The organism is Pseudomonas sp. Leaf434 (genome assembly GCF_001425545.1).
GTDB lineage: Bacteria > Pseudomonadota > Gammaproteobacteria > Pseudomonadales > Pseudomonadaceae > Aquipseudomonas > Aquipseudomonas siliginis.
In genome coordinates this window covers 615,745-630,107 of the sequence record NZ_LMQZ01000001.1, presented here as the reverse complement: position 1 = coordinate 630,107, position 14,363 = coordinate 615,745, and the positions used below count along the sequence as shown (strand labels likewise).

15 protein-coding genes are annotated in these 14,363 nt (G+C 62.1%); 6 read left to right on the top strand and 9 right to left on the bottom strand.

Features of this window, described 5'->3' with window-relative positions:
* Positions 1-168: 168 nt before the first annotated feature.
* From ASG55_RS02810 to ASG55_RS02800, 3 genes are read right to left on the bottom strand one after another with little or no spacing between them, the layout of a single operon-like run.
* Positions 169-786: a TPM domain-containing protein gene (locus ASG55_RS02810; protein ID WP_056783438.1), complete on the bottom strand. Its 618-nt coding sequence runs from the start codon at positions 784-786 to the stop codon at positions 169-171.
* Between the two features lie 33 nt (positions 787-819).
* The gene (locus ASG55_RS02805) at positions 820-1,572 is read right to left on the bottom strand and encodes a TPM domain-containing protein (RefSeq protein ID WP_056783433.1); all 753 of its coding nucleotides are present in this window, start codon (positions 1,570-1,572) and stop codon (positions 820-822) included.
* A gap of 13 nt (positions 1,573-1,585) precedes the next feature.
* Complete coding sequence (locus ASG55_RS02800) at positions 1,586-2,194, bottom strand: LemA family protein (RefSeq protein ID WP_024011957.1); 609 nt, start codon at positions 2,192-2,194, stop codon at positions 1,586-1,588.
* A gap of 257 nt (positions 2,195-2,451) precedes the next feature.
* Here ASG55_RS02800 and bglX point away from each other — a divergent pair, with 257 nt between their 5' ends.
* Positions 2,452-4,743 (top strand): beta-glucosidase BglX, encoded by a 2,292-nt coding sequence (gene bglX / locus ASG55_RS02795; protein WP_056783430.1) that lies wholly within the window; start codon positions 2,452-2,454, stop codon positions 4,741-4,743.
* A 132-nt stretch (positions 4,744-4,875) separates the two neighbouring features.
* Here bglX and ASG55_RS02790 read toward each other — a convergent pair whose 3' ends face one another.
* From ASG55_RS02790 to ASG55_RS02770, 5 genes are all read right to left on the bottom strand, one after another.
* Positions 4,876-6,033, bottom strand: coding sequence for a phospholipase D-like domain-containing protein (locus tag ASG55_RS02790; protein WP_056783426.1), 1,158 nt, complete (start codon positions 6,031-6,033; stop codon positions 4,876-4,878).
* 1 nt (position 6,034) lies between these two features.
* Positions 6,035-6,625, bottom strand: coding sequence for a YceI family protein (locus ASG55_RS02785; protein WP_016771320.1), 591 nt, complete (start codon positions 6,623-6,625; stop codon positions 6,035-6,037).
* 170 nt (positions 6,626-6,795) lie between these two features.
* A complete protein-coding gene (locus ASG55_RS02780) occupies positions 6,796-7,092 on the bottom strand; it encodes a hypothetical protein (protein WP_056783423.1) in 297 nt (98 codons plus the stop codon).
* Positions 7,089-8,168, bottom strand: a complete 1,080-nt coding sequence (locus ASG55_RS02775; protein WP_056783422.1) for a serine hydrolase domain-containing protein — start codon at positions 8,166-8,168, stop codon at positions 7,089-7,091. The genes ASG55_RS02780 and ASG55_RS02775 overlap by 4 nt, the downstream gene beginning before the upstream one ends.
* Before the next feature lie 164 nt (positions 8,169-8,332).
* A complete protein-coding gene (locus tag ASG55_RS02770) occupies positions 8,333-9,211 on the bottom strand; it encodes an acyl-CoA dehydrogenase family protein (RefSeq protein ID WP_056783420.1) in 879 nt (292 codons plus the stop codon).
* A 153-nt stretch (positions 9,212-9,364) separates the two neighbouring features.
* On the opposite strand from ASG55_RS02770, the gene olsB reads away from it, so the two are divergent.
* Positions 9,365-10,120 carry an L-ornithine N(alpha)-acyltransferase gene (gene olsB / locus ASG55_RS02765; protein WP_016771324.1) on the top strand — a complete coding sequence of 252 codons (756 nt, stop codon included), beginning with the start codon at positions 9,365-9,367 and terminating at the stop codon, positions 10,118-10,120.
* Positions 10,120-10,914, top strand: a complete 795-nt coding sequence (locus ASG55_RS02760) for a lysophospholipid acyltransferase family protein (protein WP_056783419.1) — start codon at positions 10,120-10,122, stop codon at positions 10,912-10,914. The genes olsB and ASG55_RS02760 overlap by 1 nt, the downstream gene beginning before the upstream one ends.
* 106 nt (positions 10,915-11,020) lie before the next feature.
* Here ASG55_RS02760 and ASG55_RS02755 read toward each other — a convergent pair whose 3' ends face one another.
* Entirely contained in the window at positions 11,021-11,605 is a 585-nt protein-coding gene (locus ASG55_RS02755) for an acyl carrier protein phosphodiesterase (protein ID WP_056783417.1), read from the bottom strand.
* 168 nt (positions 11,606-11,773) lie between these two features.
* Between ASG55_RS02755 and ASG55_RS02750 the strand changes: the two genes are divergently transcribed.
* The 3 genes from ASG55_RS02750 to ASG55_RS02740 are packed head-to-tail and all read left to right on the top strand — an operon-like array spanning position 11,774 to position 14,358.
* Entirely contained in the window at positions 11,774-12,076 is a 303-nt protein-coding gene (locus tag ASG55_RS02750; RefSeq protein WP_016771327.1) for an ArsR/SmtB family transcription factor, read from the top strand.
* A gap of 34 nt (positions 12,077-12,110) precedes the next feature.
* Entirely contained in the window at positions 12,111-13,277 is a 1,167-nt protein-coding gene (locus tag ASG55_RS02745; RefSeq protein ID WP_056783415.1) for an MFS transporter, read from the top strand.
* A 31-nt stretch (positions 13,278-13,308) separates the two neighbouring features.
* The gene (locus tag ASG55_RS02740; RefSeq protein ID WP_041478907.1) at positions 13,309-14,358 is read left to right on the top strand and encodes an alkene reductase; all 1,050 of its coding nucleotides are present in this window, start codon (positions 13,309-13,311) and stop codon (positions 14,356-14,358) included.
* The last annotated feature ends 5 nt before the right edge of the window (positions 14,359-14,363 follow it).

Here is a 14,363-nt window from a genome sequence, read left to right as displayed (position 1 = left end):
GCCTCGGACGGGCGGAATCGGGAATGGCGGGTATTTTAGGGGGGATGGGGGTTGGGGACACCCTCTTATTTACCCAACGGCGAAAATCAAAAGATCGCAGCCTTCGGCAGCTCCTACAATTGGAATGCATTCTCCTTTAGGAGCTGCCGAAGGCTGCGAGCTTTTGATCTACCCCAACACCACCAACCGATTCGGCAACTCGTTCCGCACCTGCGTCACCGGCACGTGCACCTTCAACAACTCACCACACGCCTCCACGCACGTGACAAACCCTTCAAGCGTGCGGCCTTCGCGGACCTGTTCGGTGAACGCTGCGACAATCGCGTCCCAGTTGCTGTTATCCAGCCGTTTGGAAATCCCCTCGTCCACCAGAATCTCCACATAGCGCTCAGCCTCGCAGACAAAAATCAGCATGCCGGTGCTGCCCACGGTGTGGTGCAGGTTCTGTTCGAGAAACTGCCGCCGCGCCAGGTTGGAGGCGCGCCAGTGGCGCACGCGGCGCGGGACCAGATGCGTGGTGATTTTCGGCAGGCGGAACAACAGGCACAAGACGATGAACATGCCCCATTGCACCAGCAGCAGACTGCGCAGGGTCAGCCAGCCGGTGAGGTAGTGGACGATGCCCGGCAACACCAGCGCCAGCAGACTGGCCCAGAGCAGTGGGATGTACGCGTAATCGTCGGCGCGGGCAGCGAGCACCGTGACCAGTTCGGCGTCGGTGTCGCGTTCGACCCGGGCGATGGCCTCGGCGACTTTGCGTTGTTCGTGTTCAGTCAGTAATGCCATGTCGAAAAGTGCCTGCTCATTATTCTTTTGATCTCACCAGCCGCCGGACGAACCGCCGCCGCCGAAACTGCCTCCGCCACCGCTGAAGCCGCCACCGCCACCGCCGCCGAATCCGCCGCCACCGCCAAAGCCGCCCCCTCCTCCGGAGCCACCACGGCCGGCAGGCAGGATACCGAGCATCTGGCAGACAAACACCGTCAGGATGAACAACATCACCAGAAACATGAACAGCGCCGGATGCCGTGAGATGAAATCATCCGCCGGGTCGCCGCTGGATTCGTACACGGTCGACGGTTCGTCCAGCGGATTGCCACCGAGCACCACCAGCATCGCCGCAACGCCATCGCTGATGCCTTTGCTGAAGTTGCCGGCCTTGAACGCCGGCGTGATGACCTGATGAATGATCACCGACGACTGCGCATCGGTCAGGCGATCCTCCAGGCCATAGCCGACTTCGATGCGCAGTTTGCGCTCGTCACGGGCGACGATCAGCAAGGCGCCGTTGTTCTTGTCTTTCTGACCGATGCCCCAGTGCCGACCGAGCTGAACGCCGAAATCCTCGATGGTGGTGCCCTGCAGATCCGGCAGCGTGACCACCACCAATTGCTCGCCGGTGGCCTGTTCGTGCGCCTGCAATTGCTGGCTCAGTTGAGTGCGAATCGATGGCTCGAGCATTTGCGCCTGATCGACCACGCGCCCGCTCAGCGGCGGAAACGTCAATTCGGCCCGGGCGCTGACGGCGAACAGCCACAGCATCAGCACCAGGCTTAGTTTCAACACACGCATGGACGACCTCGAATCAGAATTTCACTTCCGGGGCCTTCTCCGCGCCGGGCGTGGTGGCTTCGAAGGTTTCGCGCATCGGCAGATCGCTGTACATCACGCTGTGCCACAGGCGACCGGGGAAGGTGCGGATCTCGGTGTTGTACTTCTGCACCGCCAGAATGAAATCGCGACGCGCCACGGCAATGCGGTTTTCCGTGCCTTCGAGTTGCGATTGCAGGGCGAGGAAGTTCTGGTTGGCCTTCAGATCCGGGTAGCGCTCGGAGACCACCATCAAACGGCTCAATGCGCCGGTCAGTTGATCCTGCGCCTGCTGGAACTGCTTGAGCTTCTCGGGATTGTCGAGGGTGCTGGCATCGACCTGAATCGAGGTGGCCTTGGCTCGCGCCTCAATCACTGCGGTCAGGGTTTCCTGTTCGTGGGCCGCGTAGCCCTTCACGGTTTCCACCAGATTGGGGATCAGGTCGGCACGGCGCTGGTACTGGTTCTGCACCTGACCCCAGGCGGCTTTGGCCTGTTCGTCGAGCGTCGGGATATTGTTGATGCCGCACGCGGTCAACAGCGTGGCGAACACCAGCAACGTGGCGATCTGTAACCGTGAACGGGAGGTTGAGCTGATATTCATTGCAGTGATGCTCCATGACACATTTGATTTAAAACCGAGCGCTGGGCATTCCCGGCCAGCGGTTGGGGCATAATCGGCGCCGCCACTGGCATGCGACGGGTTAATCGGCTAAAAAGTGCCCTTCGCGTTCACGTTGCCGCTGTCGGCTGCGGTTTTCCGGCTCAGGATTTTGCGCCGGCACCCGAACAACAATAGTCGCTCCCTACATTTTGGCTGGCCGGTGTTGCATCACCGTTTGGGCTCTAGAGAAAAAATTCATGAAGAAGCTGTGTTTGCTGGGTCTGTTCGTCAGCCTGGCCAGTCATCAGGTACTGGCCGCCACGACCCCGGTACCTTTGGAAAACAAGGACGCTTTCATCAGCAACCTGATGAAAAAAATGACCCTCGACGAGAAGATCGGCCAGTTGCGCCTGATCAGCATCGGCCCGGAAATGCCCCGCGAGCTGATCCGCAAGGAAATTGCCGGCGGCAACATCGGCGGCACGTTCAACTCGATCACCCGCGCGGAAAACCGTCCGATGCAGGACGCTGCCATGCGCAGTCGCCTGAAGATTCCGATGTTTTTCGCGTACGACGTGATCCACGGTCACCGTACGATTTTCCCGATTCCGCTGGCCCTTGCGTCGAGTTGGGACATGGACGCCATCGGCCAGTCCGGCCGCGTTGCGGCTAAAGAAGCCGCCGCCGACAGCCTCGACATCACCTTCGCGCCGATGGTGGATATCTCCCGCGATCCGCGCTGGGGCCGCAGTTCCGAAGGTTTCGGCGAAGACACCTACCTGACCTCGCGCATCGCCAAAGTCATGGTCAAGGCCTATCAGGGCGAGACCCCGAGCGCCGCCGACAGCATCATGGCCAGCGTCAAGCACTTCGCCCTTTACGGCGCGGTCGAGGGCGGCCGCGACTACAACACCGTCGACATGAGCCCGGTGAAGATGTACCAGGATTACCTGCCACCGTACCGCGCCGCGATCGATGCCGGCGCTGGCGGTGTGATGGTGGCGTTGAACTCGATCAACGGCATTCCGGCCACGGCCAACACCTGGCTGATGAACGACCTGCTGCGCAAGGACTGGGGCTTCAAAGGCCTGGCGGTCAGCGATCACGGCGCGATTTTCGAACTGATCAAGCACGGCGTCGCTCGCGACGGTCGCGAAGCGGCGAAGCTGGCGATCAAGGCCGGCATCGACATGAGCATGAACGACACCCTCTACGGCAAAGAACTGCCGGGGTTGCTCAAGTCCGGCGAGATCGAACAGAAAGACATCGACAACGCTGTGCGCGAAGTGCTCGCGGCCAAGTACGACATGGGCCTGTTCAAGGACCCGTACCTGCGCATCGGCAAGGCTGAAGATGATCCGGCCGACACCTACGCCGAAAGCCGCCTGCACCGCGCCGAGGCCCGCGAAGTCGCGCGTCGCAGTCTGGTGCTGCTGAAGAACCAGAACGAAACCCTGCCGCTGAAGAAAGACGCGAAAATCGCGCTGGTCGGTCCATTGGCGAAAGCGCCGATCGACATGATGGGCAGCTGGGCCGCCGCCGGGCGGCCGGCGCAATCGGTCACTTTGTTCGATGGCATGAATTCCGTGATCGGCGACAAGGCCAACCTGATCTACGCCCGTGGCGCCAACATCACGGGCGACAAGAAGGTTCTCGATTACCTGAACTTCCTCAACTTCGATGCCCCGGAAGTGGTCGATGACCCGCGCCCGGCCAACGTGCTGATCGACGAAGCGGTGAAAGCGGCGAAGGATGCTGACGTGATCGTCGCCGCTGTCGGCGAGTCCCGTGGCATGTCCCACGAATCCTCGAGCCGCACAGACCTGAACATCCCGGAAACCCAGCGCGAATTGATCCGTGCGTTGAAAGCCACTGGCAAACCGCTGGTACTGGTGCTGATGAACGGCCGTCCGCTGACGATTCTCGAAGAGAACCAGTCGGCCGATGCGATTCTGGAAACCTGGTTCAGCGGCACCGAGGGCGGCAACGCCATCGCCGACGTGCTGTTCGGCGACTACAACCCGTCGGGCAAACTGCCGGTGACTTTCCCGCGTTCCGTGGGCCAGATCCCGACCTACTACAACCACCTGAGCATCGGCCGGCCGTTCACTCCGGGCAAACCGGGCAACTACACATCGCAGTATTTCGATGACACCACCGGCCCGCTGTTTCCGTTCGGTTATGGCTTGAGCTACACCACCTTCGCCCTGAGCGATATGGCGCTGTCATCGACCACCCTGAACGCCAGCGGCAAGCTCGACGCCAGCGTCATGGTCAAGAACACCGGCAAGCGTGACGGCGAAACCGTGGTGCAGTTGTACATCCAGGACGTCACCGGTTCGATGATCCGCCCGGTGAAAGAACTGAAGAACTTCCAGAAGATCATGCTCAAGGCCGGCGAACAGAAGGTCGTGCACTTCACCATTACCGAGGAAGACCTGAAGTTCTACAACGCCCAGCTCAAATACGCGGCCGAGCCTGGCAAATTCAACGTGCAGATCGGCCTGGATTCGCAGGCGGTGACGCAGCAGAGTTTTGAATTGCTGTAATTTTTTCAGGTAACACATAAACCTGTGGGAGCTGGCTTGCCAGCGATGGCGGCCTGACAGTCAACTGATATGTTGAATGTGATGGCCTCATCGCTGGCAAGCCAGCTCCCACAGTGGTTTTGGGTGTCCCCGCTATCCGCGTCGATCGAGAATATTCACCACCAACCGATCCACCCAGCCCCACACCCGCTGCTTGACCCGCCGCCACAACGGTCGGCGCTGCCATTCCTCCAGGCTCACCAGCTGACTCAAGCCGAAGTCCTTCACAAAGCTCGCCTCCACCGCTGCCGTCAACGCCGGGTCCAGCGCCTCCAGGTTCGCCTCCAGATTGAAACGCAGATTCCAGTGATCGAAGTTGCACGAACCGATGCTTACCCATTCGTCGACCAGAACCATTTTCAGGTGCAGGAAGCACGGCTGGTATTCGAAGATCTGCACCCCGGCCTTGAGCAGGCGCGGGTAGTAGCGATGCCCGGCGTAGCGCACTGACGGGTGATCGGTGCGCGGCCCGGTCAGCAGCAAGCGCACATCGACGCCGCGCGCGGCAGCCTTGCGCAGGGAGCGGCGGATTTTCCAGGTCGGCAGGAAGTACGGCGTGGCCATCCAGATGCGTTTTTGCCCGCTGTTCAACGCACGGAACAACGACTGCAAAATGTCGCGATGTTGACGGGCATCGGCATACGCCACGCGGCCCATGCCTTCGCCCTTGTCCGGTACGCGGGGCAGGCGCGGCAAACCGAAATGCGCGGCCGGGCGCCAGGCGCGGCGGTAACGGTTGGCGATCCACTGGCGATCAAACAGCAATTGCCAATCGATCACCAACGGGCCGCTGATCTCGACCATCACTTCGTGCCACTCGCTGACATCATGGCCCGGCGTCCAGAATTCATCGGTCACGCCGGTGCCGCCGACCACTGCCAGGCATTGGTCGACCAGCAGCAATTTACGGTGGTCGCGATAGAAATTGCCGACCCAGCGCCGCCAGCTCAGGCGATTGTAGAAACGCAGCTCGACGCCGGCCTGGGTCAGGCGCTGGCGCAGATGCAGCGTGAACGCGAGGCTGCCGTAATCATCGAACAGGCAACGCACGCGCACTCCGCGCTCGGCCGCCGCGACCAGCGCCTGGACGATGGCTTCGGCGCAGGCGCCGGCCTCGACCAGGTACAGCTCCAGTTCGATCTGTTCTGTAGCTCCAGCGATGTGCTCGAGCATGCGCGGAAAGAACTGCGGGCCGTCGATCAACAGTTCGAAACGGTTGCCGTCACGCCAAGGGAACACCGCACCGCGCATGTCAGCGCGCCGTGAAAATCAGCACCGCACCCACCGGCACCGACAGACTGATCGCCGACAGATCGGCGAGTTTGCGCAGGTTTTCCAGGCCAGGCGCCAGATCGAAATCCTCGGCATTGATCACCAGCGGCTCCAGCGTGACCACCTGAAAACGCCGGTCATCGAGACGAGTGGCGAGCAACTCGGCCGGGTATTCGTGCTGCTTGCCGTGCAGGCTGACGGTCAGCGGCAGGCGCAACTCCAGCTGCGCGCCCGGGGCCAGATCGTTGATCGGACGCAGGTCGATCTGGGTAGTGATGGTGGCTGCGGGAAACTGCTCGATCTGGAACAGCTCCTTGCGCATGCGCTCATCACGCAGCGGAATGCCGCTGTTGATCGATTCGAGCTCGACTTCAACTTCGGCGCGACCGTTGGGGTCGACCTTGCCGTGCAGCACCAGAAAGCGCTGCACCTCCGACACGCTGGCATTTTTTGTGCTGACGAATGACAGCCGCGACGACTCGCCGTCCAGATACCAATTGGCCTGGGCCGGCAGCGCAACGGCGGTCAACAGCAGACTGGCGAAGGTTGTATAGAGGGAGCGGTTGAACATTGAACACTCGTGTGGGCGATAAACCTGCACGAACCTTAACCGCCCGCCAAGTTATTGCAAGCCCTGTGGGAGCGAGCCTGCTCGCGAATGCAATGCTCGCCGCACAGCATGTATTGCGGCTTGCGACGATTTCGCGAGCAGGCTCGCTCCCACAGGGGAGACCAGATAATTCAGGGATTCAGGCGACAGCCCTGGCGTTCGCTCAGCCACTGCGCGCTGTTGCTGCGGCCCATGCCGCTGACGGTGATGGTTTTGCTCGAAGCGTCATCGGTAAAACCGCTGGTTGGCAGCCATTGCTTCACATAGCCACGGCAATACCCGGCGTCGTTGTTCATCACATAACGACACGAGCAATATTCCTTGGCGGTGTAGGCGCTGATGATGTCCGGGAAAGCCCAGAGATTCTCCCGCTCATACCAACCCCAGCCGAGCAGCACGACCAACAGCAACAATAGAAAGCGCTTCATCGCCGCACCGCCTGCAACACGCGTTTGAGCAGTTCGTTGTGCCGGTAGCTGCCATCGCGGTCATCGCCGTAACGCACGATCACCAGTTTCTGGCTGGGCATCACATACAGCGCCTGGCCCCAGTGGCCGAGGGCGGCGAAGGTGTCGGGTGGGGCGTCGGGCCATGGTGATGTGGCGCCGTCGACACGACGATTGAGCCACCAGTGGCCGCCGGGTACGGCTTCGTCCTGATGCGCCTTGTAGCCGGCAAACGGTGTGAGGTTGAACGCGAGCCAATCCTCGGGCAGCAACTGCCGATCGTTCCAGCGCCCGCCCCGCGCCATCAATAGACCGACCCGCGCCAGATCCCGCGCGGTGAGATAGGCGTAGGACGAGGCGACAAAGGTGCCGCTGGCATCGCTTTCCCACACGGCGTGGCGAATGCCCAACGGCTCGAACAATGCTGTCCACGGATAATCGGCATAACGCTCTGCGCCGACCATGGTTTTCAGGGCAGCGGCGAGCAGATTGCTGTCACCGCTGGAATAACGGAAAGCCTGACCCGGCGCGGCGTAGGCGTCGTGGCCCGCAGTGAACGCGGCCATGTCGCGATGGCCGCGGGTGTAGAGCATCGCCACCACCGAAGATTTCAGCGGGGCGTATTCGTAGTCTTCCTGCCAATCCAGACCGGAGGCCCAGTTCAGCAGATGGCCGAGGGTGATCGCCGGGTGTTTGTCCAGCGTCGGGTAGAACTTCAGCGCCGGATCGTCGAGTTTGAACCGGCCTTCGCCGTAGGCCACACCGAGGACCGTTGCCAGCAGGCTTTTGCTGATCGACCAGGTCAGATGCGGTGTCTGAGCAGTGGTCGGAGCGGCGTAGCGTTCGTAAATGATCTGGCCGTCGCGGATGATCAGCAAGGCGTCGGTGCGGATGCCTTCGCGGGTGGCGTCGTTGCGCGGCGCGAAGGCGTAGTTTTCCAGCGCCTCGACGGCCGGGCCGGTGATCTGCGGGGCGATGGGCCATTGCTCGCCGGGCCACTGTTCGGCGCGGACGGTGAGGCTGATCAGCAGCAGGAACAGGGACAGGCCTTTGAACATGGTGGGCGCTCTGGGAATGAACCTGTCGAGACTAGTCGGGGTTTATGACAGATGTATGGTGATTTTGAGGCCGCCTTCGCGAGCAGGCTCGCTCCCACAGTTGATCGCATTTCAATTGAAGAATACCGTCCCTGTGGGAGCGAGCCTGCTCGCGAAGGGGCCGCTCAGGTCACCGCCAAAGCCTTGGCCAACCGCTTCGCCCTCGCCCCTGCCGCCAACTGCATCACGCCCTTGTCCCGCTGCCACATCTGCGCCCACTCCACCGGGCCATTGCCCAATGCCTGGTCCACCTCCCCCGCCAGCGCTTCAAACTGCGCAAACAACCCGCCCAACAGCACATGCCCGGGCGGATTGTTCGGCGCTTGCCGGCTGGCCTCGGCGCACCCGGCCAGCAGCGCCAGCAATCGCAGTTGCAGGGCCTGCGGCCAGTCGCTGTCCTGGCCGATGCCGTACAGCCACGCAGTCATGGCGCTGAGCACGTAGACATCTTCAAGGGTGCGAAACGGTTTGACGTAGGCGTCCCAGCCATCGCCAGCGAGCAATTCGCACAGGGCGCCGTCGAGGTACAGGCGACCGTGGCTGATGTCCGGCATCAACGGCAACGCCGGAAGTTTTTCCACCTTCACGCCGGGCTCGCCGGGATACACCACCGCCAGACTCAGGCGCGGTGGTTCGCCAGGCTCCTCACTGCGCGCAGCCACCAGTAACCAATCGGCGGCGTCGCCTGCGGTGACGAAATCCTTGCGCCCACTCAAGCGCAAATCGCGCAGCCGCGTTTGCATATCGGCCGGACGCAGGCTGCGTTGCTCGGTCGCGCACAAGGCGCCGAGGCTCAGCGGCGCGCTCGGCCACAACATGCGCAGCGCCGCCTGATAACCCACCAGAAACGCCAGCCCCGGCGTCGCCATCCGCCGCCCGCCGGCCACCGCCAATTCGAACGGCGTGACGTTGCCCAGCGTCTGCAACAACGTTGCAAAGCCCTCGGCCAGATCAGCTGCGGCGGGCAAGCGTTCACGGCGGTGCAGCAGATCTGGCCAGGGCATGGGCGCCTCCTTGTGGGCTGTCATATAAGCATCACCGAACGTTCATGGCGATGACACCGGGGCTACATAGCCTGACTTTGCACAACACGGCTGCATAAAGAAAGTCGATCGGCTGCAACCCACGACGGGTTAAAGGCCCGTACGGAGATTCACATGACGCAAATCGCCCGCATCAGCGACACCGGCAATGAACGCCGCCTGCAAGCCGAACGCCTGATCGGCGCCGAAGCCTTGCAGCAAGCCCAGGCCCTGCGCTTCGCCGTCTTCAGCGGCGAGTTCAACGCCAAACTGAAAGGCGCCGAACTGGGTCTGGACATGGATGATTATGATGTTCACTGCAGCCACATCGGCGTGCGTGACCTGAACACCGGGCGCCTGGTCGCCACCACGCGTCTGCTCGATCACACCGCCGCCAGCAGCCTCGGCAAGTTCTACAGCGAAGAAGAATTCAGCCTGCACGGCCTCGCCCATCTGCAAGGCCCGATCCTGGAAATCGGCCGCACCTGCGTCGATCCGGCGTACCGCAACGGCGGCACCATCGCCGTGCTCTGGGGCGAATTGGCCGAAGTGCTCAATCAGGGCGGCTACAGCTACCTGATGGGTTGCGCGAGCATCCCGATGCAGGACGGCGGCATTCAGGCCCACGCGATCATGCAGCGTCTGCGCGAGCGTTATCTGTGCACCGAACACTTGCGCGCCGAACCGAAAAATCCGCTGCCGACGCTGGATATCCCGTCCAACGTCATCGCCGAAATGCCGCCGCTGCTCAAGGCTTACATGCGCCTCGGTGCGAAGATTTGCGGCGAGCCGTGCTGGGACGAAGACTTCCAGGTCGCCGACGTGTTCATCCTGCTCAAGCGCGACGAACTCTGCCCGCGCTACGCCAAACACTTCAAGGCGGCGGTGTGATGAGCCGGTTGCGGGTGTACGCGCGAATCGCGCGAGTGCTGCTGGTGGTGACGCTGGGGCTGACCATGGCCAGCGTCTTCGGCGTGTTCGAACGCATCGGTCTGGCGCACTCGATGGGGCGGCGTCAGCGCTGGTCGCGCTTCTTCATGGCGCGGCTGAGCAACGCCCTGCCGTTTCGCGTGAGCGTGCATGGCGAGCTGCCAAAACAGCCGATGTTGTGGGTCAGCAATCACGTGTCGTGGACCGACATTCCGCTGCTGGGCATGCTCACGCCGCTGTCGTTTCTGTCCAAGGCCGAAGTACGCACCTGGCCGGTGGCCGGCTGGCTAGCGGCCAAGGCCGGCAGCCTGTTCATCCGCCGTGGGTCGGGCGACAGCCAGTTGATTCGCAAGCAGATGACCCGCCATCTGCAAACCGAACATGCGCTGCTGATGTTCCCCGAAGGCACCACCACCGATGGCCGTTCGCTGCGCACCTTTCATGGTCGCCTGCTGTCGGCGGCGATCGATTCCGAGGTGATGCTGCAACCGGTGGCGATTCGTTATCTGCGTGACGGCGAAATCGATACGCTCGCACCGTTCATTGGTGACGATGACCTGCTCTCGCACCTGATGCGCCTGTTCAGCAACGACTGCGGCGATGTCGAGGTGCATCTGCTCAAGCCGATTGCCTGTCAGGGCCGCGAGCGCGCGGCGCTGGCGTTCGAAGCGCAGCAGGCGGTGCAGAAGGTGTTGTTTGGTGAGGTGGCGAAACCTGCCGAACCGCGTCGCGCAGGCGATTTGATCGCCGCCTGAAAATACAAATCCCCTGTGGGAGCGAGCCTGCTCGCGAAGGCGGCGTGTCATTCAGCATCTATATTGGCTGAGACACCGCATTCGCGAGCAGGCTCGCTCCCACAATTCAGATTTTCGGTGGTCTCGTGTTTTGTGCGAAATCCTGCAGTTGCGGGTAGAACTGGCTGAAGTCTTCACTCAGCGGCTCATACAACCGCCGCAACTCCGCCATCGCCCCGGCCAATTCCTCGGGCCTGGTCAGCCGTCGCGAGATCCCGCGCAGCACCTGCTCCAGCACCTCAAACTCGCGATACGAGCCCAGCCAGTCGTTGGCGACCATGTGCGGGGCGATCTTTGCCAGCCGCTCCGGCAATTGCCGTTCGCGGGACAGCACCTGATAGACGTCTGCGGTGAACTGCTCCAGCGGTCGGTCGGCATACAGCGTCCAGTCCCGCGCCAGGCAATGATCGAAAAACACATCGAGGACGATTCCGGCATAGCGCCGCCGCGTTTCGCTGAAGCGCCCCAAAGCAATGTCCACCAGTGGATGCCGATCGGTGAACACGTCGATGCGCCGATGCAGCGCAATCGCCGCCTCTACCTCGGGGTCGAACTGGCCTTGCAGCCGACCTTTGACGAAGTCGCCATACAGGCTGCCGAGTAACTGACCAGGGCGCTGGCCGCCGAGATGCAAATGCGCGAGATAGTTCATGGGCGCAGCTTAGCACTGCGGTCGCTGCTCCAGCACCCTCGTATCGTTATAACCCGATATAGCGATTTATGCGTTCGTCAGACCGAATTCATATTGGTATATCGCGATCCAACGATTTAAAGTTCGCTCCATCGCGATATATCGCTACTGCCACCACGAGCCCAAGCCATGAACCTCGACCTCGACGAAATAATAAAAGCCCTGGCGCACCCAGTACGGCGAGACATCCTCAACTGGCTGAAAGACCCGAAAGGCGAATTCCCCGAGCAGTTGCACAACCACGAATACGGTATTTGCGCCGGGCAGATCGATCAGCGTTGCGGCCTGTCGCAATCGACCGTGTCGGCCCATCTGGCGACGTTGCAACGGGCCGGGCTGATCAGCAGCCAGAAGGCCGGGCAGTGGCATTTCTTCAAACGTAACGAGGACGTCATCCAGGCGTTTCTCAGCACTCTCAGTAAAGAGCTCTGACCCTTAACGTCAGTCAGCCGACAAGGAAACCTGCATGCCCCTTTCGCTTCTCATCCTCGCCCTGAGCGCCTTCGCCATTGGCACCACCGAGTTCGTCATAATGGGCCTGCTGCCCGACGTGGCGGCGGATCTCGGTGTGTCGATTCCCGGCGCCGGCTGGCTGGTCACCGGGTACGCCCTGGGCGTGGCCATCGGTGCACCGTTCATGGCGCTGGCCACCGCCAGGTTGCCGCGCAAGGCAGCGCTGGTGGCGTTGATGGGCATCTTTATTGTCGGCAACCTGCTCTGCGCCATCGCCAGCGACTACAACGTGCTGATGTTTGCCCGGGTCGTCACCGCGCTGTGTCACGGTGCGTTCTTCGGCATCGGCTCGGTGGTGGCGGCCAATCTGGTCGCGCCAAACAAACGTGCCTCGGCAGTAGCCTTGATGTTCACCGGTCTGACCCTGGCCAACGTACTTGGCGTACCGCTGGGCACCGCATTGGGTCAGGAAGCGGGCTGGCGTTCGACCTTCTGGGCGGTGACCGTCATCGGTGTGATCGCGCTGATCGGCTTGATCCGCTTTCTGCCGGCCAAGCGGGACGAAGAGAAACTCGACATGCGCGCCGAACTCGCCGCCCTTAAGGGCGCCGGCATCTGGCTGTCGCTGAGCATGACCGCGCTGTTCGCCGCCTCGGTGTTCACCCTGTTCACCTACGTTGCGCCGCTGCTCGGTGAAGTCACCGGTGTGTCGCCACGTGGCGTGACCTGGACGCTGATGCTCATCGGTCTGGGCCTGACTGTCGGCAACATCATCGGCGGCAAACTCGCCGACAAAGGCATGGCCGCCACGCTGATCGGCGTGTTCATCGCCATGGCCGTGGTTTCCACGGTGTTGAGCTGGACCAGCGTCGCGCTGATCCCGACTGAAATCACTCTGTTCCTCTGGGCCACCGCGTGTTTCGCCGCTGTGCCGGCGCTGCAGGTCAACGTGGTGACCTTCGGCAAGGCTGCGCCGAACCTGGTTTCGACCCTGAACATCGGCGCCTTCAACGTCGGCAACGCCCTCGGCGCCTGGGTCGGCGGCAGCGTCATCGCCCACGGCTACGGCCTGACCAGCGTGCCACTCGCCGCCGCCGCGCTGGCCGTACTTGCCCTGCTGGTGACCCTGATTACCTTCCGCCAGAACGGCAATGCCGAGCTGGCGCCTGCTTCCAACTGATCAACTTCCTTATTAAAAGAGGCTTTTAGACATGGCGACTATTTTTGACCCGATCAAACTCGGCGACATCGAGCTGAACAACCGCATCATCATGGCCCCGCTGACCCGCTGCCGCGCCGACGAAGGTCGTGTGCCGAACGCGCTGATGGCCGAATACTACGTACAACGCGCCTCGGCCGGCCTGATCCTCAGCGAAGCCACTTCGGTAACGCCGATGGGCGTCGGCTACCCGGACACCCCGGGCATCTGGTCCAACGATCAAGTGCGTGGCTGGGCCAACGTGACCAAGGCGATTCACGGCGCCGGCGGCAAGATCTTCCTGCAACTGTGGCACGTTGGCCGCATTTCTCACCCTTCGTACCTGAACGGTGAAGCACCGGTTGCGCCAAGCGCCATCCAGCCAAAGGGCCACGTCAGCCTGGTCCGCCCGCTGGCCGACTATCCGACCCCGCGCGCGCTGGAAACCGCTGAAATCGCCGACATCGTCGACGCCTACCGCACCGGTGCCGAGAACGCCAAGGCCGCCGGTTTCGACGGCGTGGAAATCCACGGCGCCAACGGCTACCTGCTCGACCAGTTCCTGCAAAGCAGCACCAACCAGCGCACCGACCAGTACGGCGGCTCGCTGGAAAACCGTGCGCGCCTGCTGCTGGAAGTGACCGACGCCGCGATCGAAGTATGGGGCGCTGGCCGCGTTGGTGTGCACCTGGCACCGCGTGCCGACTCCCATGACATGGGCGATGACAACCTTGCCGAGACCTTCACCTACGTCGCCCGTGAACTGGGCAAGCGTGGCATCGCGTTCATCTGCTCGCGCGAAAAAGAAGGCGCCGACAGCCTCGGCCCGCAACTGAAAGAAGCTTTCGGTGGCCCGTACATCGCCAACGAAAAATTCACCAAGGAAAGCGCCAACGCGTGGCTGGCCAGCGGTAAGGCAGACGCCGTAGCGTTCGGCGTGCCGTTCATTGCCAACCCGGACCTGCCGGCACGTTTGCAGGCTGATGCGCCGCTGAACGAGCCGCATCCGGAGACTTTCTACGGCAAGGGTCCGGTCGGTTATATCGACTATCCGACCTTGTAATCACG

Excerpts from the sequence above, each read along its gene's own strand:
- ASG55_RS02810 (WP_056783438.1), bottom strand. The coding sequence starts at position 786 with ATGGCATTACTGACTGAACACGAACAACGCAAAGTCGCCGAGGCCATC.
- ASG55_RS02805 (WP_056783433.1), bottom strand. The coding sequence starts at position 1,572 with ATGCGTGTGTTGAAACTAAGCCTGGTGCTGATGCTGTGGCTGTTCGCC.
- ASG55_RS02800 (WP_024011957.1), bottom strand. The coding sequence starts at position 2,194 with ATGAATATCAGCTCAACCTCCCGTTCACGGTTACAGATCGCCACGTTG.
- bglX (WP_056783430.1), top strand. The coding sequence starts at position 2,452 with ATGAAGAAGCTGTGTTTGCTGGGTCTGTTCGTCAGCCTGGCCAGTCAT.
- ASG55_RS02790 (WP_056783426.1), bottom strand. The coding sequence starts at position 6,033 with ATGCGCGGTGCGGTGTTCCCTTGGCGTGACGGCAACCGTTTCGAACTG.
- ASG55_RS02785 (WP_016771320.1), bottom strand. The coding sequence starts at position 6,625 with ATGTTCAACCGCTCCCTCTATACAACCTTCGCCAGTCTGCTGTTGACC.
- ASG55_RS02780 (WP_056783423.1), bottom strand. The coding sequence starts at position 7,092 with ATGAAGCGCTTTCTATTGTTGCTGTTGGTCGTGCTGCTCGGCTGGGGT.
- ASG55_RS02775 (WP_056783422.1), bottom strand. The coding sequence starts at position 8,168 with ATGTTCAAAGGCCTGTCCCTGTTCCTGCTGCTGATCAGCCTCACCGTC.
- ASG55_RS02770 (WP_056783420.1), bottom strand. The coding sequence starts at position 9,211 with ATGCCCTGGCCAGATCTGCTGCACCGCCGTGAACGCTTGCCCGCCGCA.
- olsB (WP_016771324.1), top strand. The coding sequence starts at position 9,365 with ATGACGCAAATCGCCCGCATCAGCGACACCGGCAATGAACGCCGCCTG.
- ASG55_RS02760 (WP_056783419.1), top strand. The coding sequence starts at position 10,120 with ATGAGCCGGTTGCGGGTGTACGCGCGAATCGCGCGAGTGCTGCTGGTG.
- ASG55_RS02755 (WP_056783417.1), bottom strand. The coding sequence starts at position 11,605 with ATGAACTATCTCGCGCATTTGCATCTCGGCGGCCAGCGCCCTGGTCAG.
- ASG55_RS02750 (WP_016771327.1), top strand. The coding sequence starts at position 11,774 with ATGAACCTCGACCTCGACGAAATAATAAAAGCCCTGGCGCACCCAGTA.
- ASG55_RS02745 (WP_056783415.1), top strand. The coding sequence starts at position 12,111 with ATGCCCCTTTCGCTTCTCATCCTCGCCCTGAGCGCCTTCGCCATTGGC.
- ASG55_RS02740 (WP_041478907.1), top strand. The coding sequence starts at position 13,309 with ATGGCGACTATTTTTGACCCGATCAAACTCGGCGACATCGAGCTGAAC.